The sequence below is a fragment of the Streptomyces sp. NPDC050263 genome (assembly GCF_040655955.1).
GTDB lineage: Bacteria > Actinomycetota > Actinomycetes > Streptomycetales > Streptomycetaceae > Streptomyces.
The window spans coordinates 1-26,626 of sequence record NZ_JBFAKW010000130.1 but is presented as its reverse complement, the minus strand read 5'-3'; the positions used below and the strand labels follow the sequence as shown (position 1 = coordinate 26,626).

At 70.8% G+C, this 26,626-nt stretch carries 23 protein-coding genes and 1 pseudogene; 12 read left to right on the top strand and 12 right to left on the bottom strand.

The genetic code is table 11. The annotated features are described in order from the left end of the window. Positions 1–202: 202 nt before the first annotated feature. Entirely contained in the window at positions 203–640 is a 438-nt protein-coding gene (locus AB0J04_RS37645; protein ID WP_363173124.1) for an ATP-binding protein, read from the bottom strand. Between the two features lie 379 nt (positions 641–1,019). On the opposite strand from AB0J04_RS37645, the gene AB0J04_RS37640 reads away from it, so the two are divergent. Genes AB0J04_RS37640 through AB0J04_RS37630 form a run of 3 tightly spaced genes read left to right on the top strand, consistent with a single transcriptional unit; the run spans position 1,020 to position 3,012 of the window. Continuing rightward, positions 1,020–1,901: a helix-turn-helix transcriptional regulator gene (locus tag AB0J04_RS37640; RefSeq protein WP_363173123.1), complete on the top strand. Its 882-nt coding sequence runs from the start codon at positions 1,020–1,022 to the stop codon at positions 1,899–1,901. Further along, the gene (locus tag AB0J04_RS37635) at positions 1,898–2,158 is read left to right on the top strand and encodes a DUF397 domain-containing protein (protein ID WP_363173122.1); all 261 of its coding nucleotides are present in this window, start codon (positions 1,898–1,900) and stop codon (positions 2,156–2,158) included. The genes AB0J04_RS37640 and AB0J04_RS37635 overlap by 4 nt, the downstream gene beginning before the upstream one ends. 47 nt (positions 2,159–2,205) lie before the next feature. Next, positions 2,206–3,012 (top strand): SAM-dependent methyltransferase, encoded by an 807-nt coding sequence (locus tag AB0J04_RS37630; protein ID WP_363173120.1) that lies wholly within the window; start codon positions 2,206–2,208, stop codon positions 3,010–3,012. Between the two features lie 12 nt (positions 3,013–3,024). Here AB0J04_RS37630 and AB0J04_RS37625 read toward each other — a convergent pair whose 3' ends face one another. After that, positions 3,025–3,558, bottom strand: a complete 534-nt coding sequence (locus tag AB0J04_RS37625) for a kinase (RefSeq protein WP_363173125.1) — start codon at positions 3,556–3,558, stop codon at positions 3,025–3,027. A gap of 87 nt (positions 3,559–3,645) precedes the next feature. Between AB0J04_RS37625 and AB0J04_RS37620 the strand changes: the two genes are divergently transcribed. Both AB0J04_RS37620 and AB0J04_RS37615 read left to right on the top strand, forming a co-directional pair. Beyond that, complete coding sequence (locus tag AB0J04_RS37620; protein ID WP_363173119.1) at positions 3,646–4,233, top strand: hypothetical protein; 588 nt, start codon at positions 3,646–3,648, stop codon at positions 4,231–4,233. Between the two features lie 126 nt (positions 4,234–4,359). Continuing rightward, positions 4,360–5,148 carry an SAM-dependent methyltransferase gene (locus AB0J04_RS37615; protein ID WP_363173118.1) on the top strand — a complete coding sequence of 263 codons (789 nt, stop codon included), beginning with the start codon at positions 4,360–4,362 and terminating at the stop codon, positions 5,146–5,148. A gap of 29 nt (positions 5,149–5,177) precedes the next feature. Here AB0J04_RS37615 and AB0J04_RS37610 read toward each other — a convergent pair whose 3' ends face one another. The 3 genes from AB0J04_RS37610 to AB0J04_RS37600 form a co-directional block, all read right to left on the bottom strand. After that, positions 5,178–6,632 carry a WGR domain-containing protein gene (locus tag AB0J04_RS37610; RefSeq protein WP_363173117.1) on the bottom strand — a complete coding sequence of 485 codons (1,455 nt, stop codon included), beginning with the start codon at positions 6,630–6,632 and terminating at the stop codon, positions 5,178–5,180. 103 nt (positions 6,633–6,735) lie between these two features. Then, on the bottom strand, positions 6,736–7,725 hold the full coding sequence (locus AB0J04_RS37605; RefSeq protein WP_363173116.1) for an MASE1 domain-containing protein: 990 nt from the start codon (positions 7,723–7,725) through the stop codon (positions 6,736–6,738). A 60-nt stretch (positions 7,726–7,785) separates the two neighbouring features. After that, positions 7,786–8,634, bottom strand: a complete 849-nt coding sequence (locus tag AB0J04_RS37600; protein WP_363173115.1) for a PP2C family protein-serine/threonine phosphatase — start codon at positions 8,632–8,634, stop codon at positions 7,786–7,788. A gap of 224 nt (positions 8,635–8,858) precedes the next feature. On the opposite strand from AB0J04_RS37600, the gene AB0J04_RS37595 reads away from it, so the two are divergent. After that, positions 8,859–10,043 (top strand): tyrosine/phenylalanine carboxypeptidase domain-containing protein, encoded by a 1,185-nt coding sequence (locus AB0J04_RS37595; RefSeq protein ID WP_363173114.1) that lies wholly within the window; start codon positions 8,859–8,861, stop codon positions 10,041–10,043. Here the strand turns inward: AB0J04_RS37595 and AB0J04_RS37590 are convergent. The 6 genes and pseudogenes from AB0J04_RS37590 to pgm form a co-directional block, all read right to left on the bottom strand. Further along, a complete protein-coding gene (locus tag AB0J04_RS37590; protein ID WP_363173113.1) occupies positions 10,037–10,759 on the bottom strand; it encodes a hypothetical protein in 723 nt (240 codons plus the stop codon). The genes AB0J04_RS37595 and AB0J04_RS37590 overlap by 7 nt on opposite strands. A gap of 197 nt (positions 10,760–10,956) precedes the next feature. Continuing rightward, positions 10,957–11,359: pseudogene (locus AB0J04_RS37585) on the bottom strand (ABC transporter ATP-binding protein); the annotation flags it as partial. A 373-nt stretch (positions 11,360–11,732) separates the two neighbouring features. Further along, the gene (locus AB0J04_RS37580; RefSeq protein WP_363173112.1) at positions 11,733–12,263 is read right to left on the bottom strand and encodes a copper chaperone PCu(A)C; all 531 of its coding nucleotides are present in this window, start codon (positions 12,261–12,263) and stop codon (positions 11,733–11,735) included. Beyond that, the gene (locus AB0J04_RS37575) at positions 12,260–14,563 is read right to left on the bottom strand and encodes a heavy metal translocating P-type ATPase (RefSeq protein WP_363173111.1); all 2,304 of its coding nucleotides are present in this window, start codon (positions 14,561–14,563) and stop codon (positions 12,260–12,262) included. The genes AB0J04_RS37580 and AB0J04_RS37575 overlap by 4 nt, the downstream gene beginning before the upstream one ends. Beyond that, on the bottom strand, positions 14,563–14,847 hold the full coding sequence (locus AB0J04_RS37570) for a hypothetical protein (RefSeq protein ID WP_363173110.1): 285 nt from the start codon (positions 14,845–14,847) through the stop codon (positions 14,563–14,565). Before AB0J04_RS37570 ends, AB0J04_RS37575 begins: the two co-directional genes overlap by 1 nt. Before the next feature lie 127 nt (positions 14,848–14,974). Further along, entirely contained in the window at positions 14,975–16,615 is a 1,641-nt protein-coding gene (gene pgm, locus AB0J04_RS37565; protein ID WP_363173109.1) for a phosphoglucomutase (alpha-D-glucose-1,6-bisphosphate-dependent), read from the bottom strand. 172 nt (positions 16,616–16,787) lie between these two features. Here pgm and AB0J04_RS37560 point away from each other — a divergent pair, with 172 nt between their 5' ends. Beyond that, entirely contained in the window at positions 16,788–17,441 is a 654-nt protein-coding gene (locus AB0J04_RS37560) for a lysophospholipid acyltransferase family protein (RefSeq protein ID WP_363173108.1), read from the top strand. A gap of 225 nt (positions 17,442–17,666) precedes the next feature. Here AB0J04_RS37560 and AB0J04_RS37555 read toward each other — a convergent pair whose 3' ends face one another. Next, positions 17,667–18,719, bottom strand: a complete 1,053-nt coding sequence (locus tag AB0J04_RS37555; RefSeq protein ID WP_363173107.1) for a LacI family DNA-binding transcriptional regulator — start codon at positions 18,717–18,719, stop codon at positions 17,667–17,669. Positions 18,720–18,957: 238 nt separating this feature from the next. Here AB0J04_RS37555 and AB0J04_RS37550 point away from each other — a divergent pair, with 238 nt between their 5' ends. The 5 genes from AB0J04_RS37550 (at position 18,958) to AB0J04_RS37530 (ending at position 26,536) form a co-directional block, all read left to right on the top strand. Continuing rightward, entirely contained in the window at positions 18,958–19,884 is a 927-nt protein-coding gene (locus AB0J04_RS37550) for a sugar ABC transporter permease (protein ID WP_363173106.1), read from the top strand. Positions 19,885–19,888: 4 nt separating this feature from the next. After that, positions 19,889–20,812: a carbohydrate ABC transporter permease gene (locus AB0J04_RS37545; protein ID WP_363173105.1), complete on the top strand. Its 924-nt coding sequence runs from the start codon at positions 19,889–19,891 to the stop codon at positions 20,810–20,812. Positions 20,813–20,901: 89 nt separating this feature from the next. After that, positions 20,902–22,239, top strand: a complete 1,338-nt coding sequence (locus tag AB0J04_RS37540) for a sugar ABC transporter substrate-binding protein (protein ID WP_363173104.1) — start codon at positions 20,902–20,904, stop codon at positions 22,237–22,239. Between the two features lie 107 nt (positions 22,240–22,346). Further along, positions 22,347–24,395 (top strand): beta-galactosidase, encoded by a 2,049-nt coding sequence (locus tag AB0J04_RS37535; protein WP_363173103.1) that lies wholly within the window; start codon positions 22,347–22,349, stop codon positions 24,393–24,395. Between the two features lie 113 nt (positions 24,396–24,508). After that, on the top strand, positions 24,509–26,536 hold the full coding sequence (locus AB0J04_RS37530) for a glycoside hydrolase (protein WP_363173101.1): 2,028 nt from the start codon (positions 24,509–24,511) through the stop codon (positions 26,534–26,536). The last annotated feature ends 90 nt before the right edge of the window (positions 26,537–26,626 follow it).

Sequence of the window (26,626 nt, the reverse complement as noted above, 5' to 3'; positions counted from 1 at the left end):
TAGCTCCGCTACGAGGACTCTCGCCCGGCACACCGAGAGCACGCACCGAACGCCGCTCCTTCTCCCACGGAGATCCATCAGAAGCCCCCTAGGCCGGCCACCACCGGCGAGCGCACAGCCCGCCGGTAGCGCACCGACCTCGTGCCGTCCCGGCACACGATCTGGCATGCGGTCACAGCACTCGTCACCGCCCCTGGTTCGTTCAGGCCGTCAGGGTCGCCCATACCGCGTTGCCTCCCGTGAGTCTCGAGCGGTCGACTCCCCAGGTCTCGGCGAGTTGCTCCACGAGGAGCAGTCCGCGGCCGCCCTCGTCGTCCGGACCGGGCTCGCAGCGGGGCAGGCCGCGGCCGGTGCGGTCCTGGTCGTGCACCTCCAGGCGCAGGCAGCCCTCCGTGACGAGCCCGACGCCGCACAGGAACCGGGTGCCGAGGGTGTGCCGTATGGCGTTGGTGGCCAGTTCGGACAGGAGCAGCACGGCGTCCGCGCACAGCTCGCCCGGCAGCCGCCACGCGCTCAGTCGCGCGCTCATGGAGTGGCGGGCCACCGAGACGCTGGAGCGGTGTGCCGGGAGTTCGAGCCAGTGTGTGCGGTCCGGGCTCCAGGTGTCCAAGGGCTGAGGGGAAATCGTGTGGGGGGTCACGATGGTCGCCTTCCGTGGGGGGCGGGAGCAGCGGCCGAAGGCCGGGGAAGGTGAGCAAGAGGCCTGGGAGGAGAGGGTGTTCCGGGCGGGCCCTGCGCCGTGAACGCCCGAGCGGCCCGACTCCGGCAGGGGTGGGGGAGGTTGCTGGGAGAACGCTCGAGTTCGGCGGCGCGGTTCACACGACTAACTATGCTCGCACCTAAGTTCAGGCTGCAACCGACTGCCTGATAATTTCAACAAGCCGATATCTGTCTGTTCACCTCATCAGGTCACCGTCAGACTGGTAGCGGTCGGACCGTTGGCGATGACGGAGCCGTCGTGGTGACGGACCGGTAGTGGTGACGGACTTTCAGGGTGAGTGACCTTCAGGAGGCAGGGCGTGAGCGAAGGCCGTTCGGGCACGGGCAGCAGCGGCACCGGCGCGCCCACCGTTCTGCGCATGATCCTCGGCCGGCGGCTCCAGGAGCGGCGCCAGAACGCGGGCGCGTCGCTGGAGGACGCGGCCAGGGCCCTGCGGGTCAAGCCCCTGACCATCCGCCGGCTGGAGAAGGCGGAGGTCGGCCTCAAACCGCTCTACGTGGAGATCCTGCTCGAGACCTACGGGGCCGACCCGCAGGAGATCGAGGAGTTCGTCGCCCTCGCCGAGCGGGCCAACGAGCCCGGCTGGTGGCATCCGTACCGGGATGTGCTGCCGAACTGGTTCAGCGGTTACGTGAGCCTGGAGACCGGCGCCAAGACCCTGCGCACCTACGAGCCCCACTACGTCACGGGGCTGCTGCAGACCCCCCGCTACGCCCGCGCGGTCCTGAGCGGGGGCTTCCCCAACGACCACGACGAGGACCTGCGGCGGCGCGTGGACCTGCGGCTGCGGCGCCAGAGCCTGTTGGAGAAAGCCGACGCCCCCACGCTGTGGGTGGTGATGGAGGAGACCGTGCTGCACCGGGTGGTGGGGTCTCCCGAGGTGATGCGGGAGCAGATCGACCGGCTGCTGGAGGTCTCGGAGCTGGAGCATGTGAGCGTCGACGTCGTGCCGTTCACGGCCGGCGCCCATGTCGGCGCGTGCGCCCCGTACACCTACTTCCGGTTCGAGGAACCCGAGCTGCCCGACATCGTCTACACCGAGATCCTCTCCGGTGCCGTGTACCTGGACCAGCGCTCCGACGTCGCGGCGCATCTGGAGGCGCACAACCGCATGTCCCTGCTGACCTCGGACACGGTCAGCAGGGCACTCCTGAACCGTATGCGCAAGGAGTACTCATGAGCGGCATCGACAGCCAGGTCCACGACGTCTACAACGGGATGCCCGCCGCCGACCTCGGCGAGCAGGGCTGGGAGTCCCCGTGGAGCGGCCCCAACGGGGGCCAGTGCGTGCAGACGAAGCAGCTCTCCGACGGCCGTGTCGCGATGCGGCAGTCGACGGACCCCGCCGGTCCCGCGCTGATCTACACCCCCGAGGAGATGGCCGCGTTCGTCGCGGGAGTCAAACGGGGCCTCGCCGACCACCTCGCGGCCGGCTGAAAACTGATCAACCACACCCCCACGCACACCACCGAAGGGCACCGCACATGACCACCTCGAACTCCGCGCGGGACATCGACACCAGCAGGCCGCACTCCGCCCGGATGTACGACTACTACCTCGGTGGGAAGGACCACTTCGAGGTCGACAAGCAGGCGGCCGAGACCGTCGCCGCGGCCTACCCGGGCATCTTCGTGTGCGCCCGGGAGAACCGCGCCTTCATGCACCGCGCGACCCGGGTCCTCGCGCAGGAGCACGGCATACGCCAGTGGCTGGACATCGGCACCGGCATCCCGACCGAGCCGAACCTGCACCAGGTCGCCCAGTCCGTGGTGCCCGAGGCACGGGTGGTCTACGCCGACAACGACCCCCTCGTCCTGAAGTACGCCGAGCGGCTGATGCGCAGCACGGCCCAGGGACGCACGACGTACGTCGAGGCCGACGTCAACGACCCCGGCACGCTGCTCGACTCGCCCGCGCTGGCCGAGGTGCTGGACCTGGACAAGCCCGTCGCCCTGTCGCTGAACGCCCTCATGCACTTCGTCACCGACGCCCAGGACCCGTACGGCATCGTGAGCCGACTGCTGGCCGTGCTTCCCTCGGGCAGCGCGCTGGCTCTCAGCCACTGCACGCCCGACTTCGACCCGGCCACCTGGCAGAAGGTCACCGACATCTACACGAGCGCCGGAACACCGGTGCAGTTCCGCTCGCAGAACGACGTCGCCCGCTTCTTCGACGGGCTGGACCTGCTCGCCCCGGGCGTCACGGTCGGCCACCGCTGGCGTCCGGACAGCGGCCCCGAGGCCACGGACGCCGAGGTCAGCCTCTGGACGGGCGTGGGCATCAAGCCGTAGCCCGCCGGCCCCCTAGGGCTCCCGGGCCGGCAGGCGGTCCAGGCCCGTGTCGAGCATGATGCGGTCGACGGTCTGCGTGCGGGTGCTGTCGGCGCCGATGACGGTCTCGGTGCCGTCCGGCAGCAGATCGAGGTCCCGGTACCAGTCGCGCAGGTCCGACTCGCCGACCTCGTCGGCGATCGGCTTGGTCGAGTGGCGCAGGAGGGTCTCGGCGAACGGCACGTGCAGGTAGTAGCCGTGGGTCGGGCCGCGGTGGTCCGCGCGCAGGCGCGCGAGCATGGCGCCGTAGCGGTCGGCGTACAGGATGCCCTCGAGGACGACGTGGTACCCGGCGTCCAGGGAGTAGCGGGCGACGGCGTCGATCAGCCCGATGTTCGCCGCGCCGGGCCGGTCGTGCTCGCGCAGCACGACGCGCCGGAGGTTGTCCTGCGCGACCAGGGCCAGACCCCGGCCGAACCGGTCGCGGAGACCGGCGGCCACCGACGACTTGCCCGAGGCGCTGTTGCCGCGCAGCACGATCAGCCGGGTCTCCCGGGCGCCCACCATCACACGGCCACGCTACCGGCGCGGGCGGCGGCCTTCATGAGTACGAGAACTCATGACGTGCGCCGCGGCGCAGGCGAGGATCGGCAGATGACGAGGACGAGACGTGGAGGAGCCGGGCTCGGGACACCGATGCTGGCGGCGCTGGCCTTGCTGGTCGCGGGGTGCGGGTCCGAGCGGGCGGGGGACGCGGCCGGGGACGGCGGTTCGTCGCGGGCCGCGGCCCGGACGCCGAGCGCGTCGGTGGACTTCCCGTGCCCCGGCGAGAGCCCCTCGCCGACGCCCACGTCGAGAGGGCCCGCCGACTCCCCCTCCGTCTCCACCACACCGCCCGTCGACCACTACGCCGAGAACCATGGCTTCATGGTGCCGATCCCCTTGCACGGTGAGCGCCGCTGCGACGGGCTCGCGGCCGCCGAGCGCATCGAGGCCGCGCTGGAACCGCTGCGCGAGCGCGGCGACTTCGCCCCGGAGAGCACCCGTGGCGCGCTGACCGGACTCGGCTACTCCGCCGGGAAGGTGCAGTCGTACCAGAACGGCTCCGCCGGCGTGAGCTTCCTGGTCGACGCCCGGCCGCTGTGCCTGGAAGGCACGATGAACTCCGGCGGCACACAGGTGGACGCCTTCGCCGGCTATCCCGACCACACCGGATGCGACCGTCCTTCCGGCGGCCACTGAGCCAGGTACACGTGAAAGTACTGTTCGAGCCGATCGAAAACGCGAACTGGTGTACGCGAAAGGGTCATTGGGACGTAAGTTGAAGCTCGAACTACTCACGCCTCGGCTGAAAGACGGACGCACCTCATGACCGACCAGCAGAACATCGACACGTCGGTGCCGCACTCGGCCCGCATCTGGAACTACTGGCTGGGCGGGAAGGACAACTACCCCGTCGACGAGCAGGCGGGCGACGCGTACACCGACGTCTTCCCGGGCATCGTCACCATCGCCCGCAGCAGCCGCGCCTTTCTGCGCCGCAACATCACCCACCTGGTCGCCGAGGCGGGCATACGGCAGTTCCTGGACGTCGGGACGGGCCTGCCGACCGCCGACAACACCCACGAGGTCGCCCAGCGCCTCGCCCCCGAGTCGCGGATCGTCTACGTCGACAACGACCCGCTGGTGCTCGCGCACGCCCGCGCCCTGCTGACCTCCACGCCCGAGGGCGCGACCGCCTACGTCGACGCCGACGTCCTGGACCCGGAGCGCATCCTGGCGGCCGCCGCCGAGACCCTGGACTTCAGCCGCCCCACCGCGCTCATCCTCAGCAACATCCTGGGGCACGTCGCCGACTACGACCGGGCCCGCTCGATCGTCACCCGACTGATGGCGGAACTGCCGTCCGGCAGCCACCTCTCGGTGAACGACGGTTCGCGGGGCATCGACCCGGTCTTCGAGCAGGCACAGGACGCGTACAACGAGAGCGGCGCCGTGCCCTACAACCTGCGCTCCGTGGACGAGATCACGGCGTACTTCGACGGCCTGGAGCTCTTGGACCCCGGCGTGGTCTCGGTCCCCCTCTGGCGTCCGGAGGCCGCTGCCCCGGCCCCGGCGGTCATCGGCGAGCACGGCGGCCTGGCCCGCAAGCCGTAGCCGCCCCGCCACGTCGTCGACGCCCCCGCTCACAGCAGGCGGCGGATGTCCCCGCGGACGCGGTAGAAACCGCCGGCCGCCGTGTGCAGGGCATCGACGACGTAGCGGGCGCCGGGCTCGCGTATCTCGCGCGGGAACTGGACGTTCCACGACGTGTCGTAGCCGTCGGAGACGACGTGCACCCGGACGCGGCCGGCCTCCTGGACGCACTCGACGACGATCGCGCCGGAGGGCGCCTGGGCCAGGGTGGCCACCGCCGCGGCGGCCGTGGCCGGGGCATAGGTCGGCAGCGCGGCGGCGAGCTTGACGTCCCGGGCCACCGGCACCGTGCCCTGCTGGGCCGCGGCGACGGCCGTCTCGCTCGCGTCCACGCACACCAGCGAGCCGTCCGTGGTCACCAGGTAGAGGCGGTCGTCGCGGTACTGCATCGACAGGGCCGAGCCGCCGCCGGTGCCGAGCTTCCACAGCCGTGTGCCGTCCCGGTCGAAGCAGTAGACGGACGACGACGCGTCACCGGCGAACACGAAGCGCCCGCCCGGCGAGGTGGCGCACGAGTACACGGCGCTGTCGCAGCTGTACGTGGCCTCGACCGTGCCGGTCGCCTTCGACAGCCGCTGGACCACCCGGTGGGCGGTGCCCGCGTACACGGCGTCGTCCTCCTGCCAGCCGAACAGGACTCCGCCGCGGGTGGGCGTGTGCCAGAGTTCGCCGCCGCCGTCGGGGGCGTAGGCGGTGACGCCCGCGTGGTGGCCGTGGTACACGGCACGGTCGTCGGCGCGGACCATCCAGGCGTGCTCGCCCTGGCTGCGCCGGGCCCACTGGTGTTCGTCCTCGTGGTCGATCACGGTGAGCCGACCCTCGCGGTCGGAGACGTTCAGGATGCCCTCGTGGATGTCCAGCCAGAAGATGTCGACGTCGGCCGAGATGTCGTACGCCGCGAACGGCAGCTTCGAGGACAGGTCGTAGACCTTGCCGTCGTCACACCCGGCGTAGATCCAGAACTCGTCGGCGACCAGGCACTTCACGCCGTCCGGCAGGCTGAAGCGGGCGAGGACGCCGCCGTCGTGGTCCAGGGTGTAGACGTCGCCCGACTGGTTGCCGACCCAGCAGTGGTCGTCGTCCACATGGATGCCGAACGCCGAGGAGCCGGTGGCGAACCGCCACAGCACGGGCGCCACGGCGCGTGCGGTGGAGGGCGCCGAGGTCACCTGACGGCGGGTCACCGAACGCGGGGCCCGCTGGCCGGCGACGGCCGGGGCGTATCCCTTGCGGACCTTCTCCCCGACCTTCTTCGCGGCGGCGGCCCGGGCCTTCTCGGCCGTCGGGAACGTCGTCGTCTGCAGTTGGCCGGCGGCGCCGATCCGCCCGTACCGCACCGTCACCACCGCGCCGTCGACGGTCACTTCGTAGAACTTGTGCGCACCGTCGCCGTCCTGCGACAGCTCCAGATACGTCGTCGACACCGTGCTGGACCCGGTAGACATGGCAGACCCCTCCCCAGGGTGGACCCGCGGCCGTTCCGGCGGGTCCCACTGATCAAACCGTAGGCGCAGGCACTGACAATCGCCCTCGCCGACCTCCCCGCTCTCAGCGCTCGGAGTCCTTCGCCGACCGGCCGGGCGGGATCTCGCCGGCGGTGAGGTGTTCCAGGACCTCGACCAGTTCCTGGCAGGCGCGTTCCACGGAGCGTCTGGTGTTGCGCTGCTCGGTGATCACCGCGGACAGCAGCAGCGCGGTCAGGGCCATCGTCCCGTTGAAGGCCTGGAGCTTGATCATCACTTCCACGCGGGACAGGCGTTCGAACGGACCGACCTCGTCCGTCGCGGCGATCGTGGCCATGACCGAGGTGAAGAGGGCGCACAGCATGCTGCCGGCGAGCTGGAACCGCAGTGCCGCCCAGATCAGCATGGGGTAGACGAGGAACAGCAGGCTGACGGGGCTGTGCGTGGCCAGCGGGACGAGGGCGAGAGAGACGAGGGCCAGGCCCGAGGCCTCTTTCCAGCGGGACAGCCGCAGGGGGCGTTGTACCGCGTGCAGCACGAGCAGGACCGGCGTCACGATCAGCACGCCCATCGCGTCGCCGACCCACCAGGCCAGCCAGACGGGCCAGAAGCTCTGCGGGTCGAGCCTGCCGGTGAGGACCAGGAGGCCCACGCCCACGGTCGAGCTGAGGAGCATGGCGGTGAGGGCGCCCAGGAAGACCAGGGCGAGGCCGTCCCGCAGCCGGGCGAGGTCGTTGCGGAAGCCCACCTTGCGGAGCATGAGGTACGCGCAGACGGGGGCTGCGGTGTTGCCTACCAGGTTGCCCAGCACCACGGGCCGCAGCGAGGTCAGGGACATGATGACGAGGAGGGCCCCGAGGGCGATGCCCGCCCAGGTACGGAGCCCGAAGATCAGCAGACAGGCCACCGCCACTCCGGTGGGCGGCCAGACGGGGGTGAAGACCGCGCCCTCGACGACGAGCTCCCGCATGAGTCCCAGCCGCCCGGCCGCGTAGTAGCTGAGCGCGACGGCCAGCGTCAGGACCGCGAGGGCGGCTGGTCGGCGCAGATCCGGGGTACCCACCACAGCAGCCATCAGACACCGGCGCGGCGCAGTCGGCGCGGTGGGACGCGCCGTGACGGGCCCCTTGGGGCCCTATGGCTGAACCCGGGGTATCTCCGGCCCCACCAGTGCGTCGTGGCCCACCACCAGTACGGCGGCGTCGTCCTCGTGTCCCACGCGCTCGGCGCCCTTGATCACCGCGGCGGCGAGCGAGCCCGCCGTCATGCCCGCGACGGCGGCGATGCCCGCGAGCCGTACGACCTGGTCCAGACCCTCTTCGACGCTCAGGGTCGGGCCCTCGACGACACCGTCCGTGAGCAGGACGAACACCCCGCCCTTGGTGAGGCGGTAGCGGGTGACCGGATAGTCCATGCCCTCCTGGACCCCGAGGGGCGGTCCGCCCTCGTCCTCGGCGACGCCGGACTTGCCGTCCGCCGTGGCCCACACGCACGGGATGTGACCGGCCCGGGCGCTCTCCAGGACCCCGGTGGCGGGGTCGAGCCGCATGAAGGTGCAGGTGGCGAAGAGGTCGCTGCCGAGGGAGAGCAGCAGGTCGTTGGTTCGGGCGAGGAGCTCGCCGGGCTCGCCGGTCACGGAGGCCAGGGCGCGCAGGCCGACCCGGACCTGGCCCATGAACGCGGTCGCCTCTGTGTTGTGGCCCTGGACGTCGCCGATGGACACGCCTATGCGCCCGTCGGGCATGGTGAAGGCGTCGTACCAGTCGCCGCCCACGTTGAGGCCGTGGCAGGCGGGCGCGTACTTCACGGCCAGCCGGTAGCCGGGGGCCACGGGCAGGTCCCTGGGCAGCATGCCGCGCTGGAGGGCGAGGGCCAGCTCGACGCGGGAGCGTTGCAGCTCCGCGCGCTCGCGCGCCTGCGCGGTCAGCGAACCGAGTCTGGCCAGCAGCTCGTCGCCGTCCTCCGTGGGGCGCTTGCGGGACATTGATCACTCCGGCGGGACGGCGGCTCGTCAGGAGGGCAGCCACATCGGGCAAACCTCATATTTTACCTTTACAGGATGATAGCGGCCCTGAGGCTCGGGCCGAAACGCGGCCTGGAGAGAGCCGGGCCCGTATTGCGCCCCACCGACACGGGCGAGGAGGATGCCCACCGCAACGGTCTTCGGTCACAGACGGTCTCGATACGCACTCCAAGGGGCACCCGAGCGTGAACATATCGATCGAGAGCATGCACGGCGCCGATGCTCCGGCCCGGCTGTTCGAAGCCGCCCTGAACCGGGCCTCGCTCCTCAAGGCGGTACTGCCGAACGACATCGAGAGCCGGCGGGAGAGATTCGTCCGCGATATGCGGCGAGGATCTCCACGCAGTCCGGTGTTCACCTACCCCGAGAGCGATCCGGCCCGCATCGACCCCCTCCAGCGGATCGTGGACGAATACGGTGCGCACGACGACCCGTTGATCCGGTTGATCGCGGACGAGGCGTCGAAGTACCTCGCGAGATTCCAGGCCTGCGTGAGTCACGACGCCGACCGTATGACTCGGGAATTGGCCGATGAGAACGGGGTGCCCGACGAAGCACTGCTCGCCGAAGCCCTCGAATTCCTACGAGCGGGGAGCGAGCGGACGCCCCCCGAGGAGGAGCGGATGTTCTCCGCCGCGGATGTCCTGGAGGCCGTGGAAAAGACACTCGCCGCACAGGGGCTGACCGATTGGAAACCCCAGATCCATCCAGAGATGGCCGCCCGCATGAGCGTCAGGTCAGGGAACCGGTCGGTGAACATCCGCGCGGATCTACGCCTCGGGGAGAACGAGCTCGTCGGGCTCATCACGCACGAGATCGGCACCCATGTCTTTCGATGGGAGAACGCGCACCGGGTGGCCGACGTCCTCTGCGTCCGGCTGTCCGGGGCCACCGCCACGGAAGAAGGCCTGGCCGTCTGGAACGAGCAGCGCGCGACCGGCGGAAAATCCCTCGACCCGAGATTCGCTCTGCGCGTCGTCGCCGTGCACACGGCGTTGCGCGGGAGTTTCGTGGACGTCGTCGACGCCCTGCTGCCTTTCCTTCCGGTCGAGGCGGCCTTCGACGTGGCGACACGGGTGAAACGCGGACTCGTCGACACCGCCGAACCGGGCGGTTTCATCAAGGATCACGTGTACCTGGCCGGCTATCGCATGGTGCGGGAACACCTGGATCGAAATCCCGACGACCATGATCTCCTCATGACCACCAAATGGCCGCTGCACCGCGTTCCCCTGCTCCGGGGCGCGGATGTCGTCTCCGCGATCGGCGACGACATCCGACGACCCGACGAGCGCTTCACGGAGCGGACGCGCGACATCGTGCGGGACATCTCCGTGGTTGCGGTACCGGCTCCGCGACCGGCTCAGTGACCAGCGGGTTCATCCTCACCGGCAGGCGTGCCTCGCTCTTCGCCGACCGGCAGGGGCGACTCGTCCCCGTTCCGTACGCGTGGCACGCGACCGACCGCCGCAGGCGCCGACCCACTGCCCGCGAAGGCCGCGGCCACCTTCTGCGTCCACTCCTGTTTCGGCGCCTGCTCGTCGATGCCGAACACCCGCCCCTTTTTGAATGTTCCGAAGACGATCGAATCGGCAGGCACTTCGTACCGCATCTCGAACTGCCTGCCGATCCCGGAAAAGCCGTCCCGCACGAAACAGCGGAACCGGAAGGTGGCCCGGTCGGCATTGCCGTGCGTACGCTGACCGGCGAGCAGAACGAGATCCGCTTCCTTTCCTCCGTAGGTGATGGTGTAGGTCCCGAGCTCCTTGCCGTTGCTCTTGTTCTTCTTGCGCCCGCTGATCGACATCGGGTCCGGCCGGTCTCGGGGAATGAGCTTGCTCTTCGTGGCGTCGCGCTCGTTCGGATAGAGGAGCGTCAATTCGAATCGAGGCTCGACGAGCGCACGTCGAGTCTTGTTGGAGATCTTGATGCTGTAGCGAAAATCCTGTTTCTCCTCGGACCACCAGGCGGAGATTTCGGGAGAGATATCGATTCGCGGCCTGAGCATCCTCAGACCCAACAGCGAGAGTCCCGAGGCGGCAAGAGCGGATGCGGTCTTCTCTGCGATTCCGATCAGCAGATCCATGCGGCAGCGGAGCACTTTCTACGATGACGGATCATGGATGGAGCGAGACTGAGCGCTGAAGTGTGGCACACCACCAGGCCGCTGGGAAACCGGTTCGACGTCAGTAAGAGAAGGGTTACGCGATTCTGTCGGAACAGGGCAGAGTCGAACAGGTTCGCGCATCTCCTGGAGTGCCCTTGTGCCGGCGCGAGGGGTGATCAGTCGCCGACTCCTGCGGAATCCTGAAGGGGTGCGAGGACCGGCGCCGCCGGACCGTCGGCCGCCTCCCGGTCCAGGGCCACGGGCCCAAGCCGCGTAGGTGATGCGGACGACGCCGTCGGCATGCCGTTCCGTGCCGCCCCGTACGCCGAACACGTCGCGCAGGAGGTCCGGGGTGAGGACCTCCAACACCGGGCCCGCCGCGACCACTTCGCCCTCGTGCAGCACCACGAGGTGATCGCAGAGGCGGGCGGCCAGGTCGAGGTCGTGCAGGACGGCCAGGGTGGTGATGCCGGTGCTGCGGATCAGGTCCAGGAGTTCGAACCGGGCGCGGATGTCGAGGTGGTTGGTGAGTTCGTCCAGGACCAGCAGCTGGGGGCGCTGCGCGAGGGCGCGGGCCAGAGTGGGCGACGCGCACCCGCAGGGGCAGGATGTTGCGGACCGTGCAGGGCACCCGGAGGGCGACGGAGCCGAGTCGGCCCGTCACCGGCAGGCCGAGGACGGTCTCCGGGGCGCCGGTCGCGTGGTGCAGCGCGGCCGCGGTGACCGCCGACAGGACGTCGGCCCAGGTGACTTCGAGGTCGTGGGACGGCGCGCAGGGCCGCCGTCCGAGCCGCGTCGAGGTCGGCCACCCGTCGGCGGAAGGCGCGCCCGGGCAGGGCCGTGCGGCCGGCCCCTGGGAGCCGACCGTGCGGAACCGTCGGCTGGAAAGCACAGGGATTTCACTGGTTGAATTCCTGCCCCCGTTTAACTCCTACCCCCCTTTCATCGTCGCTCAATTTCCTGTGCTGTCCCGGCCCGGGCGGACGACCACCGCGAGGGTCCGGACGGTGCCGCTGTGCTCGAAGTGCAGGGCGAACGAGACGAGATCGCCCGATTCCCAGCCCGGTTTCGCCGGCACGATGACGTCGAGGCCGTTCGGCGACATGGCGAGGCTCTCGCCGGCCGCGACGGCGACGGAGTCGACCGTCTGCGCGGAGGCCGAGCCGGTACCGGCCATGCGGTGCCGACTGAGGCGGGACGCGCCCGTCCCGGCCTCGGCGGAGGTCACCTTCAGCAGCCGGTCCGCCGAACCCCCGCTGTTGGTGACGCGAAAGAAGGCGGCCGTCTCCGCGACGCCTGCGGAGGGCAGGAACACCTTGCCCTCGGTGACCTCGATACGCGCCGGACTGCCCGCGTTGCCGTAAGCGGTCCAGGCGCTCAGTCCGCCGATTGCGAGACCGCACGCGGCGACCGGCGCGAGCGCGGCGAGCAGGGAGTCGGTGAGTCGGCGGCGGGCGGGCCGCCGCAGCGCCTGTTCGGTCATCCGGCAGCCCTCCTGACGCGCACGAGCCTGGACCCGGGCGTGGGCTGCCAGGCCCGCAGCCGCAGGCTGTTGGCGACGACGAGCACCGAGCTCGCCGACATGGCCGCCGCGGCGAGCATCGGGTTGAGCAGGCCGACCAAGGCCGGCGGGACGGTGAGCACGTTGTAGCCGAAGGCCCACACCAGGTTGACGCGGATGGTGCCCAGAGTGCGCCGGGCGAGCCGTACCGCGTCCGCGAGGGCCTCGATGTCGCCGCGGACGAGGGTGACGTCCGCGGCGCCGATGGCCGCGTCCGTGCCGCTGCCCATGGCGATCCCGAGGTCGGCGACGGCCAGCGCGGCGGCGTCGTTCACCCCGTCGCCGACGACCGCGACGCGGTAGCCCTGTTCCTTGGGGTCCCGTACGAGGTCGGCCTTCTCCTCCGGGCTGCGGCGGGCGTGCACCTCCTCGATGCCGAGCGCCCCGGCGACGGCCCGGGCGGGCGCCTCCCGGTCGCCGGTGGCGAGCACCGGGCGGACCCCGAGCCGCCGCAGCCGGTCCACCGCCCGGTAGCTTCCGGGCCGCACGACGTCCCCGATCTCGAGCAGGGCCTCGGCGTGGCCGTCCACCCGGACCAGCACGGGCGTGCGGGCGGCGGATTCGGCCTGCGCCAGCGCTTTCTCCAGGACAGCGGGCAACTCGTCGTCCGGCGCGAGGACTTCGACCAGCCGCCCCGCCACCAGGCCGCGCACGCCCCGCCCGGGCAGGGCTGCGAAGTCGCTCACCCCCGGCAGTCGCCGTTCGCCCGACTCCCGCCGGGCGTACGCGCAGACGGCCCGGCCCAGCGGATGCTCCGAGCCCTGCTCGACGGCCCCCGCCAGCCACAGCGCCTCGTCGCGGCCGAGCCCGTCCGGCACCGCGGTGACGCGGGCGACGCTCATGTGCCCGGAGGTCAGCGTGCCGGTCTTGTCCAGGACGACGACATCGAGGTGCTGCAGCCCCTCCAGCGCCTGCGGCCCGGTGACCAGGATGCCCAGTTGCGCACCCCGGCCGGTCGCGGCCATCAGCGCGGTCGGGGTCGCGAGGCCCAGCGCGCACGGGCAGGCCACGACCAGGACGGCCACGCTCGCGGTGACGGCCGCCTGCGGATCGGCCCCGGCGCCCAGCCAGAACCCGAGGGCGGTGACGGCCAGCGCCAGCACGACGGGCACGAAGACCCCGGCCACCGAGTCGGCCAGCCGCTGCGCCCGCGCCTTCCCGGCCTGCGCCTCGGTCACCAGCCGGGCGATCCGGGCCAGTTGGGTGTCGGCTCCGACGGCCGTGGCCCGGACGAGCAGCAGCCCGCCGGCGTTGACGGCCCCGCCGACCACCGCGGACCCCGGTCCCACCTCGACGGGCTCGCTCTCTCCGGTGACCAGGGACAGGTCGACGGCCGAACTGCCCTCCACCACCTCGCCGTCGGTGGCGACCCGCTCCCCCGGCCGCACGACGAAGACCTGCCCGACCCCCAACTCCTCGATGGGGACGAGCCGTTCGGAGCCGTCGCCGTCCGCACGGACGGACACCTCCTTGGCCGCGAGCCGGGCCAGCGAGCGCAGCGCCGCCCCGGTCCCTCGCCGGGCCCGCGCCTCCAGGAACCGCCCGGCCAGCACGAACAGCGGTACGCCGACGGCCGCTTCGAGACAGACGTGGGCGACGCCGTCCGAGGCGGTCGGCACCAGCGTGAACGGCATGCGCATGCCGGGGTCGCCGGCTCCCCCGAGGAACAGCGCGTACGCCGACCAGCCGAAGGACGCCGCCACGCCCAGCGAGACCAGCGTGTCCATGGTCGCGGCGGAGTGCCGCAGCCCTCGTACCGCACGCTCGTGAAAGGGCCAGGCGCCCCATACGGCGACGGGCGCGGCGAGCACGAAGCACAGCCACTGCCAGTTGCGGAACTGAAGGACGGGCGCCATCGACAGGACGAGCACGGGGAGCGCGAGCAGGGCGGTGACGACCAGTCGGTGCCGCTGCTGCCGGGCGGCCTCGGCCTCGCCGCCGCTGTCGTCTGCGGCTGCGTCTGTGCCTGCGGGCTGCCGTTTGCCGGGCGGCTCGGGCAGGGCGGCGGTGTAGCCGGCCTTCTCGACGGTCGCGACGAGTTCGTCACGGCTGATGTCCGCCGGGTGGCTCACCCGGGCCCATCCGGTGGCGAGGTTGACGGTCGCCGTGACGCCGTCCAGCCTGCCGAGCTTCTTCTCGACCCGGGTCACGCAGGCGCCGCAGGTCATGCCGCCCACGGTCAGATCGGTGATGAGCACGGTGGTCATCGGGTCCGCGCCCATCAGCCGCCTCCCCCGTGCATGCCGTCCATGCCGCCCATGTCACCGGTGTCGCCCGTGTCCCCGGCTCCCCCGCCACCGCCTTCGCCGCCACCGCCGTCGTCGTCCGCGCCGGTTCGGACGCCGTGCATTCCGGGTGCGACGGGGCCGGCGGCCGCGCCGGACGCGTACGACAGCGCGAAGATCAGGACCAGTAACAGGAGGAAGCCGCAGAGGGCGGGCGGGGGCGCGGCTCTCCGTACGGCCGCGCCCGCACCGAGCAGGGATGCTTGCCGGAACTCGTCCATCAACCGCGTCTCCAGACCACGTCGTACGACGTCGCCGGGATCGCGCCGTACCGATTCAGTAGTCGGACCGGCCGCGGGCCGAGTTCCGGGGCAGAGATGTGGCGCGCGTCATATGGAAGACGCGGGCTCAGCCGGCGAGCGCCGCGTCCACCACCTCCTTGGCCTCCTCCTGGACGCGGCGGAGGTGGTCCGGGCCGAGGAACGACTCGGCGTAGATCTTGTAGACGTCCTCGGTGCCCGAGGGGCGGGCCGCGAACCAGGCGTTGGCGGTGGTGACCTTGATGCCGCCGATGGACGCGCCGTTGCCCGGGGCCTCGGTGAGCACGCCGGTGACCGCCTCCCCGGCCAGGGTGTCGGCGGTGACCTGTGCGGGCGAGAGCCTGCCGAGCAGCGCCTTCTCCTTCCGGGTGGCCGCGGCGTCGATGCGGGCGTAGGCGGGCGAGCCGAAGCGTTCCGTCAGACCGGCGTAGTGCTCGGACGGCGTCTTTCCGGTGACCGCCGTGATCTCGGAGGCCAGCAGCGCCAGGATGATGCCGTCCTTGTCCGTGGTCCAGACGGAGCCGTCGCGGCGCAGGAAGGACGCGCCGGCCGACTCCTCGCCGCCGAAGCCGAGCGAGCCGTCGACCAGCCCGTCCACGAACCACTTGAAGCCGACGGGCACCTCGACCAGCCGGCGCCCGAGGTCGGCGGCGACCCGGTCGATCATCGAGGAGGACACCAGCGTCTTGCCGATGCCCGCGGCGGCGGGCCACTGCTCGCGGTGGGCGAAAAGGTAGGCGATGGCGGCGGCCAGGTAGTGGTTGGGGTTCATCAGGCCCGCGTCCGGCGTGACGATGCCGTGCCGGTCGGCGTCGGCGTCGTTGCCGGTCGCGATCCGGAAGCGGTCCCGCTGGTCGATGAGGGAGGCCATCGCGTACGGCGACGAGCAGTCCATGCGGATCTTGCCGTCCCAGTCGAGCGTCATGAAACGCCAGGTGGGGTCGGTGAGCGGATTGACGACCGTCAGGTCGAGCCGGTGCTGCTCGGCGATCCGGCCCCAGTAGGCGACGGAAGCCCCGCCGAGCGGGTCGGCGCCGATCCGGACGCCGGCCGCGCGGATCGCGTCCAGGTCGAGGACGTTCGGCAGGTCGGCGACGTACGTGCCGAGGAAGTCGTAGCGGCCGGTCGTGGGCGCGGCGAGCGCCCGGACGCAGGGGATGCGCCGGACGTCCTTCAGGCCGGCCGTGATGATCTCGTTGGCCCGGTCCTGGATCCAGGAGGTGGCGTCGGAGCCGGCGGGGCCGCCGCTCGGCGGGTTGTACTTGAAGCCGCCGTCGGCGGGCGGGTTGTGCGACGGGGTGACGACCACGCCGTCGGCGAGGGCGGCGGCGCGCCCTCGGTTGTGGGTGAGGATCGCGTGCGAGACGGCGGGCGTGGGGGTGTAGCCGTCGGCGTCGTCGATGAGCACGCTCACCCCGTTGGCCGCGAAGACCTCCAGCGCGGTGACCCGGGCGGGCTCGGACAGGGCGTGGCTGTCGGCGCCGAGGAAGAGGGGGCCGTCCGTGCCCTGGGCCGCGCGGTACTCGCAGATGGCCTGGCTGGTCGCGGCGATGTGGTCCTCGTTGAACGCCGTGTTCAGCGACGATCCCCGGTGCCCGGAGGTGCCGAACGCCACGCGCTGCACCGGGTCGGCCGGGTCGGGGTGCAGCGCGTAGTACGCGGTGACCAGCCGGGCGACGTCGACGAGATCCTCGGGGCCGGCCGCCCGGCCCGCTCGCTCGTGCTGCATGTGCCCGCTCCTCCGCGTCTGTGATCATTGACCTGCGCAACCCATCTTCCCTTGTGGGAGCGGCGGTCCGCGAGCGGCCCGGTGCCTGGATCTGAGTAGCCGTACTCAGGCTCGGACCTCGCCGCACGACCAGACTGGGGCTCCGATCACCTTTCAGCGGAGAGGCTCCCTCGTGTTCAGCCGTGCCGTCATCGCCCTGACGCCGTTCTTCGGGCGGCTCACCGTCACCAGTGAGATCAAGCTGCGTCTGCCCGCGGGGACCATCTTCGTGGCCAACCACGACTCCATGGCCGACCCCGCCGTCGTCATGACCGCGCTGCGGCAGTACGAGCTGGAGCCGGTGGTCATGGCGACGGCGGGGCTGTGGCGCATACCGCTGCTCGGCAGGGCGCTGACCCGCGAGGGCCACATCCCGGTCCGCCGCCGGACCGCGCACGCGGCGCTGGCCCTCGACGCCGCCGCCGAGGCGCTGGCCGGCGGGCGGCACGTCCTTCTCTACGGCGAGGGCGGACTGCCGCGCCGCCGGGACGCGGCGGCCACTGCGCCCGAGCCGTTCCGCACCGGCCTCGCCCGGCTGGCGCAGACGACGGGTGCGCTGGTCGTACCGGTGGGCCACGCGGGCGCCCGCCGCATCGCGTCGGGCTCTGCCGCGAAGCAACTGGCGGGCACGCTGACGGCCCCGATCCGCCGCCCCCACTGCCACGTCCACCTCGGCGCGCCCCTGCGCCTCCCCAAGGAAACAGAAAGCGGCACGACAGCCGCCCAGCGCGCCGTCACCACGGCCTGGCGCACAGCGGCCCGCGCCATCGGCGAACACCCGAGTTAGCGGGACAGGGCCGGAGCACGGCTCCACAGCCGCGCCGCCCGCCGTCTCCGCGGCCTGCCGCACGACGGGCGGCCGCGAAGGAGGAGGGCGAGCCCCCCGGCCGCAGCCGGCCGTGCCACCCGCACCGGCGACCCGCACACGCCCCTCCCGCGGCGCAGCGACGCCTCGTACGCCTGCCCGCCCTCACCGGCAGTCCGACGCGCCCCTCCCCGGTCCCAGCCGCCGCTACGGCTGCCGAACCCCCCGCGGCGGAGCCGTGCTGTCCCGCAGTACGAGCCGCGTGGGCACCAGCGTCGTTCCGTGTTCCGAACCGTCCGGGCGCATCTTGCGCAGGACCGCCTGGACGCAGAGGCGGCCGACCTCGGCGAAGTCCTGGTGCAGGGTGGTGAGCGGGGGCAGGAAGGAACCCGCCTCGGGGATGTCGTCGAAGCCGATGACGCTGACGTCCTCGGGCACCCGGCGGCCCCGTTCGTGCAGGGCGCGCAGCAGGCCCAGGGCCATCTGGTCGTTGGCCGCGAAGACCGCCGTGCACTCCTCCCGGGCCGCGAGCTCGAGGCCGGCCCGGTAGCCGGACTCCGCCGACCAGTCGCCTCGGACGAGGGGCGGCGGGGTGCGGTCCGCCTCGACCAGGGCGGCGCGCCAGGCGTCCGCGCGGCGCTGCGCGGCGAACGAGTCCGCGGGGCCGCCCAGATGCCAGACGGTTTGGTGGCCGAGGTCGAGAAGATGCTGGACGGCGGTGCGGGTGCCGCCGGCCTGGTCGGTGTCGACGACGGTGTAGTGGTCGCCGGCGTCGGAGTCGACCACCACCACCTGGACGTGCGGCGGGAGTTTGACGGTCGCCGCGTCCAGCAGGTGCACCTCCATGATGACGATCACCGCGTCGACGGCGAGCTCCTCCAGCCGGGAGAACGCGCCGCGCACCTCGTCGCTGGTGGGGACGGCCACCGGGAGCAGTGTCACCGCGTACCCTTCGGCGGCCGCCGAGGTGGCGATGGCCTCCAGGGTGCGCACGTTGCCGGTGGTGGACAGCGTGAAGGTGATGACGCCGATGGTGCGGAACTCCCCGCGCTTGAGGGCACGGGCGGCGCTGTTGGGCCGGTAGCCGAGCTCCTTCATGGCCTCGAGCACCTGCTGCCGGGTCTCCTCGTTCACTCCCGCGTAGCCGTTGGAGACGCGGGAGACGGTCTGCGAGGACACGCCGGCGAGCCGGGCGACGTCCGCCATGGAGGCCGTGGCCCGAGGACGTCCCGCCGCCCTCGCCGGTGCTCTTTCAGCCATGTCCACTCGGTGGGCCCACCTCTCTGTCGGCTCGGGTGTCACTGTCTCCCCAGAGGACCCTTGACCATCGTTATCGGGGCAGTGTAGACATGCCGCCATCAGATGTTTACGTAAACATAACAGTTCACCGAGCCTCTTGCGTGGCTGATGTTTGCGTAAACATCATGGTGTCGGTGGGGCGGTCGGAAATCTCCGCGCAACACCTACCGGTTCCAGGACTGGACGAGCGAGGAACGACATGACGACGCTGCAACCGCCGGTGGCCGCCGAGCCGCGGCCGGCACCTCCGCCGGCGAAACGGGACCGCCGATCCTGGACGGGGTGGGGCTTCATCGGCCCCTTCGTGGCCGTGTTCGCCCTGGTGTTCCTGGCTCCGATCGCGTACTCGATCTACCTGAGCCTGTTCCGGGACCAGCTCATCGGCGGCAACCAGTTCGTCGGCCTGGACAACTACACGCGGGCCCTGCAGGACGACGCGTTCTGGTCGGCGGTCGGCCGGGTGGCGCTCTTCCTGGTGATCCAGGTGCCGATCATGCTGGGCATCGCCCTGCTGGTGGCGCTGGCACTGGACAGCGGCCGACTCTACGGCAAGAGCTTCTTCCGGATCACGATCTTCCTGCCGTACGCCGTGCCCGCCGTGGTCGCCACCCTGATGTGGGGCTTCATGTACGGCACCAAGTACGGCCTGGTGGGCGACATCAACTCCGCGTTCGGTGTCACCCTGCCCGACCTGCTCTCCCCCGGTTGGGTGCTCGCCTCCATCGGCAACATCGTGACCTGGGAGTTCGTCGGCTACAACATGCTGATCTTCTACTCGGCGCTGCGGGTCATCCCGACCTCGCTGTACGAGGCGGCGGAGATCGACGGCGCCGGTCAGTGGCGGATCATCAGGTCGATCAAGCTGCCCGCGATCCGGGGCGCGATCGTCATCGCGACGATCTTCTCGATCATCGGCAGCTTCCAGCTCTTCAACGAGCCGAACATCCTGCGTCCGCTGGCGCTGAACTCCATCACCACGGACTACACGCCGAACTTCTACACGTACTCGCTGTCCTTCAACGGCCAGCAGCACAACTACTCCGCGACGGTGGCCATCATCATGGGCGTCATCACGATGATCGTCGCCTACGTCGTCCAGCTGCGCGGCATGCGCAAGGGAGCGTGACCCGATGAGCACCCCTGTCACCGCCTCCCCCGTGAAGAGCACCGCCCCCAGGCTGCGGACCCCCCGTAAACAGCACAACCCGAGCAAGCCGAAGCGCAATGTGCTGCTGACGGCGCTGATGGCCCTGATGGTCCTCTACACCGTGGTGCCGCTGATCTGGCTGGTCATCAACTCCACGAAGACCCAGTCGGGCCTGGCCGACTCGAACGGCCTGTGGTTCGCCGACGACTTCGCCCTGTGGGACAACATCCGGGACACCTTCACCTACCACGACGCCATCTTCGGCCGCTGGCTGCTGAACACCCTGCTGTACGTGGTGCTCGGTGCGGGCGGCGCGACGCTGCTGGCCGTGCTGGGCGGGTACGCGCTGGCGAAGTTCCAGTTCCCCGGCAAGCGCGCGATCTTCGCCGTGGTGATCGGCGCGGTGGCCGTGCCGGGTACGGCGCTGGCGGTGCCGACGTTCCTGATGTTCAGCAAGATGGGACTGACCGACACCCCCTGGGCGGTGATCATCCCCTCGCTGGTGTCGCCGTTCGGCCTCTATCTGATGTGGGTGTTCGCCGCGGAGGCGATCCCGACCGAGCTGCTGGAGGCGGCCCGGATGGACGGGGCGAGCGAGGTGCGGACCTTCTTCCAGGTCGTGCTGCCGCTGCTGGCCCCCGGGATCGTGACCGTGCTGCTGTTCACCACGGTCGCCACCTGGAACAACTACTTCCTCCCGCTGATCATGCTGAAGGACCCCGACTGGTACCCGCTGACGCTGGGGCTGAGCGCCTGGAGCTCCCAGGCCCAGACCATCGGCGGCGACGTGATCTTCAACCTGGTGATCACGGGGTCCCTGCTCACGATCCTTCCCCTGATCGCCGCCTTCCTGTTCCTCCAGAAGTACTGGCAGTCCGGCCTCGCCGCCGGAAGTGTCAAGGAGTGACGTGGGCCGCGCCCCCGAGCCCCACATGTGAGCAACACCGGCACCACCCCCACCCTCACCTGTCCCACCCACGAAGAAGTGGAAGCCCCATGCGCAGAACAACGAGCCGCATCCTGCGCGGCATCGCCCTCGTCTCCACCCTCGCCCTCGGCGCCACCGCCTGCGGCGGCTCGGACGATGACTCCGACACGAAGGCCGTCTCCGCCGGCGACATCCAGGCTGCCCTGGACAAGGGCGGCGACATCACGGTCTGGGCGTGGGAGCCCACCCTGAAGACCGTGGCCGCGGACTTCCAGAAGAAGTACCCGAAGGTCAAGGTCAACCTGGTCAGCGAGCGCTCCGGCGACAAGCACTACACCGCGCTGTCGAACGCCATCTCCGCCGGCAAGGGCGTCCCCGACGTCACGCAGGTCGAGTACTTCGCGCTGGGCCAGTACTCCCTCACCAAGGGTCTGACCGACCTGGCGCCGTACGGCGCCGACAAGCTCGCGTCGAAGTACACGCCCGGTCCGTGGAACGCGGTCAGCGACGGCGACAAGGTCTACGGCCTGCCGATGGACTCGGGCCCGATGGCGCTGTTCTACAACAAGACGGTCTTCGACAAGTACAAGATCGCCGTCCCGACCACCTGGGACGAGTACCTGAACGCGGCCCGCAAGCTCCACCAGGCCGACCCGAAGGCCTACATCGCCAACGACACCGGTGACCCGGGCTTCACCACCTCCCTGCTGTGGCAGGCCGGTTCGCGGCCCTACAAGGTCGACGGCACCAAGGTGAGCATCAACTTCGACGACGCGGGCGCCAAGAAGTTCGAGACGGTCTGGCAGACGCTGATCAACGAGAAGCTGCTCGCCCCGGTCACCGGCTGGACCGACGACTGGTACAAGGGCCTGGGCGACGGCACCATCGCCACCCTGGCCACCGGCGCCTGGATGCCCGCCAACTTCACCACCGGCGTCCCGAACGCCAAGGGCCAGTGGCGCGCGGCGGCGATGCCGGCCTGGACCAAGGGCGACAAGGCGAGCGCGGAGAACGGCGGCAGCTCGCTGGCGGTCCCGACGCTGGCCAAGAACAAGGAACTCGCCTACGCCTTCACCGAGTACGCCAACTCCGGTGCCGGTGTCGCCACCCGCGTCGGCGAGGGCGCCTTCCCCGCCACCAAGGCGGAGCTGGAGTCCCCCGCGTTCCAGAGCAAGAAGTTCGACTACTTCGGCGGGCAGGAAGCCAACAAGATCTTCGCCGACTCCGCCGCGAACGTGGCGAGCGACTGGTCGTACCTCCCGTTCCAGCAGTACGCCAACTCGATCTTCAACGACACGGTCGGCAAGGCCTACGTCTCCGGCACCAAGCTGGCCGACGGTCTGAAGGCCTGGCAGGACGCCTCGATCAAGTACGGCGAGGAGCAGGGCTTCACCATCGAGAAGTAGCAGTACCGAGGCAGCGCCAGAGAAGTAGCAGTAGAGAAGCAGTAAGCGCCGGGCGGCGCGGCGCCTCGGCCGCGCCGCCCCCGTGCACCACCTTCGGAAGGACCGCCATGATCTCCACCCTCCAGTCCCGCATGCTGCGCGGGGCGGACGGTGACCCCGCCGCGCCGCGTCTGGCCTACGGCGCCGACTACAACCCCGAGCAGTGGCCCCGGGACGTGTGGGAGGAGGACGTCCGGCTGATGCAGGAGGCCGGCGTCAACGTCGTCTCCGTGGGGATCTTCTCCTGGGCCCGGATCCAGCCGGGCCCGGACACCTGGGACTTCGGCTGGCTCGACGAGGTCATGGACCTGCTGCACGCGGGCGGCATCGGCGTCGACCTGGCCACCGCCACCGCCTCCCCGCCGCCGTGGCTGACCACCGCGCACCCGGAGATCCTGCCGGTGACGGCGAACGGCGAGACGCTGTGGCCGGGCGCCCGCCAGCACTGGCGGCCCACCTCGCCCGTCTTCCGCGAGCACGCCCTGCGCCTGGTCCGCGAGATGGCGGACCGCTACAAGGACCACCCGGCCCTGGTCGCCTGGCATGTCTCCAACGAGCTGGGCTGCCACAACGTCTACGACTACTCCGACGACGCGGCCCGCGCCTTCCGGGTCTGGCTGCGCGCCCGCTACGGCACGCTCGACGCGCTCAACCACGCCTGGGGCACGGCGTTCTGGTCGCAGCGCTACAGCGACTGGGAGCAGATCCTGCCGCCGCGGCTGGCCGCCTCGCACCCCAACCCGACCCAGCAGCTGGACTTCAAGCGGTTCTCCTCGGACGCGCTGAAGGACCACCTCATAGCCGAGCGGGAGATCCTGAAGGAGATCACGCCCGGCGTCCCGGTCACCACCAACTTCATGGTGATGGGCAACACCAAGGGCATGAACTACCCGGACTGGGCGAGCGAGATCGACTTCGTCTCCAACGACCACTACGTCCACCCCGGCCCGCAGGACCGCGACGAGCTGTCGTTCTCCGCCAACCTGACCAGCGGCATCGCGGCCGGCCGGCCCTGGTTCCTGATGGAGCACTCCACCAGCGCCGTCAACTGGCAGCCCGTCAACGTGGCGAAGCGGCCCGGCGAGCTGGCCCGGGACGCGCTGCTGCACGTGGCGCACGGCGCGGACGCGGTCTGCTACTTCCAGTGGCGGCAGTCGGCGGCCGGTGCCGAGAAGTACCACTCGGCGATGGTCCCGCACGCCGGTGCGGACAGCGACCTGTTCCGCGCGGTGGCCGACCTCGGCGCCAAGCTCAAGGCCCTCGCCCCGGTGGCGGGTTCGGAGCGGGAGTCGGCGGCCGTCGGCATCCTCTACGACTGGGAGTCGTGGTGGGCCAGTGAGCAGGACTCCCACCCCACCTCCCTGCTGGACTACCGTCAGGAGGCGCTCGACTGGTACTCGGCGCTGCTCGCCCTGGGCGTGCGCGCCGACCTCGTCACCACCCGGGCCGAACTCTCCCGCCACCAGGTCCTGATCGCGCCCGTGCTGCACGTCGTCCCGGCCGAACTGGCCAAGGACCTCACGCGCTACGCCGAGCAGGGCGGCCACCTGATCACCACGTACTTCTCCGGGATCGTCGACGAGAACGACCACGTCTGGCTCGGCGGCTACCCGGGCGCCCTGCGCGACCTGCTCGGCATCCGCATCGAGGAGTTCGGTCCGCTGCTCGCCGGGCAGAGCGTGGAACTGGACGACTCGGGCGCCGGCAGCCTGTGGACCGACCGGATCACCGTCACCGACGGCGACACCGAGGTCCTGGCGCACTACCGCACCGGGGACCACGCCGGACGCCCCGCCGTGACCCGCCGCTCGACCGGCGGCGGCTCGGCCTCGTACGTCTCCACCCGGCTCGGGGTCGACGGGCTGCGCTCGCTGCTGCCGCGGCTGCTGGAACCGGCCGGCGTGCGCAGCGAACTCCCCGTGGAGGCACGGGGGTCGGTCGAGCTGACCGTCCGGCGCGGCGCCGAGGAACGCTTCCTGTTCCTGGTCAACCGGACCGACGACACCGTACGGGTCCCGGGTCTGGCCGGAGCCGCGCTGATCGGCGCCGAGACCGCGGACGGCGTCCTCGTCCTCGGGCCGCGGGAAGTCGCCGTCGTGCGGCAGCCCGGCCTGTGAAGTCCCCCTCACGACTCCTCGGCGCGGCACTCACCCGTGCCGAGGGCCATCCCCTCCTGCCCGCCCGGCAGGAGGGGCCCACCACAGCGACCGCACCGCAGTTGGGAGCACAGATGGCACGCCGTACCCGCAGCAGACGGACCCTCGGGGCCGCCGCACTCACCGCCCTGGCCACCGGGGCCGCCCTGCTCGCCGTCCCCGTGCAGGCGCACGCCGAGGCCGCCGTCACCGTGACGCCGGACCCGTCGTACCAGCAGGAGAAGTTCGAGGGCTGGGGCACCAGCCTCGTCTGGTTCGCCAACGCCACCGGCGACTATCCCCCGGCGATCCGCGAGAAGCTCGCGGGGCTGCTCTTCGGCGACGACGGCCTGGCGCTGAACATCGCCCGCTACAACATCGGCGGCGGCAACGCCCCGGACGTCACGGACTATCTGCGGGCCGGCGGCGCCGTCGAGGGATGGTGGAAGGCGCCTGCGGGCACCACCCGTGAGGACACCGACTGGTGGAGCGCGGACGACCCGGCGGACTGGAACAAGGACGCCGACGCCACCCAGCGCTGGTGGGTGGAGCGCATCAAGAAGGACATCACCCACTGGGAGACGTTCAGCAACTCCCCGCCGTGGTTCATGACGGAGAGCGGGTACGTCTCCGGCGGCTTCAACGCCAACACCGACCAGCTGAAGACCGACTCGGTCGACGACTTCGCCGCCTATCTGGCGGGTGCGACGAAGCGGCTGGAGAAGTCCGAGGGCATCAAGGTCGACACGATCGACCCGTTCAACGAGCCCAACACCGGCTACTGGGGCACCCGGCTGGACGCGAACGGGCAGCCCGTCGGCGGCCGGCAGGAGGGCGCCCACATCGGGCCGGCGCTCCAGCAGAAGGTGCTCGCCGCGCTGGCGCCCGCACTGAAGAAGGCCAAGGTCAAGGCCGAGATATCGGCGATGGACGAGACCAACCCGTCGATCTTCGCGACGAACTGGAACTCCTACTCGCAGGAGTCCAAGGACCTCGTCGACCAGATGAACGTCCACACCTACGGCACCGGGCAGCGCACCACGGTGCGCGACCTCGCCAAGGCCGCCGACAAGCCGCTGTGGATGAGCGAGGTCGAGGGCGACTGGGGCGACGGGCAGAGCTTCACCGACATGCGGCCGGGCCTCGGGCTCGCCCAGCAGATCGTGAACGACCTGCGTGAACTGGAGCCCACCGCCTGGGCGTTCTGGCAGCCGGTCGAGGACTACGACAACATGAAGCCGGGCGGCGAGTCCTCCAAGGGCGGCAACTGGGGCTCCATCCAGCTGCCGTTCAGCTGCACCAAGACGGACACGCTCCAATCCTGCCCGATCTACACGAACACCAAGTTCGACACGGCCCGCAACTTCACCCACTTCATCAAGCCCGGCGACAAGCTGATCAAGGTGGACGACACCTCCAGCGCCGCCGCCGTGACGAAGGACGGCAAGGGCGCCTCGCTCGTCCACGTCAACAGCACCACCGCGGCCCGCACGGTCACCCTCGACCTGTCGAAGTTCCGCAACATCAAGGGCAACGCGACCGTCACGCCGACCGTGACCAGCGCCGACGGCAAGCTCCAGCAGCAGGCCCCGGTCAAGGTCGTCGACGGCAAGGCGACCTACACCGTCCCGGCCCAGTCCGTGACCTCCTTCGCCGTCAAGGGCGTCTCGGGCGTCGCGAAGAACGCCGGCCTGTTCAGCAAGGGCCACTCGTACACGCTGACCGGCGTGCAGAGCGGCAAGGCGGTCACCGTCTCGGCGGGCGGCACGAACCTGGTCATCGGGTCGGCCAACGGCACCGTCGCGCAGCAGTGGCAGCTGGACGCCCGGCACGGCAAGACCGGCGCCCGCCAGAGTTACGTCTTCGCCAACCCGGCCGAGGGCAAGCGCCTCGCCGTCCGCGACAACGTGCCCGTGATCGAGCCGGACACCGGCGAGCGCGACCCGGCCACCGAGTGGATCATGTCGACGACCGGTGACGGGACGTGGACCCTGGTCAACGTGGCCACCGGGCGCCTGCTCGAGGTCGGCGGCCAGGCGACGAACGAGGGCGCGGCCGTCACGACCTGGCAGGCCAACTCCGGTTCCAACCAGCGCTGGAGGGTCACGGACGTGACTCCCTAGTGCCGCGGCAGGCAACGTTTGCCCGTCAAGGAGCGGCGTCCGGTGCGTGCTCTCGGTGTGCCGGCCGGAAGTCCTCGTACTGGACGTACT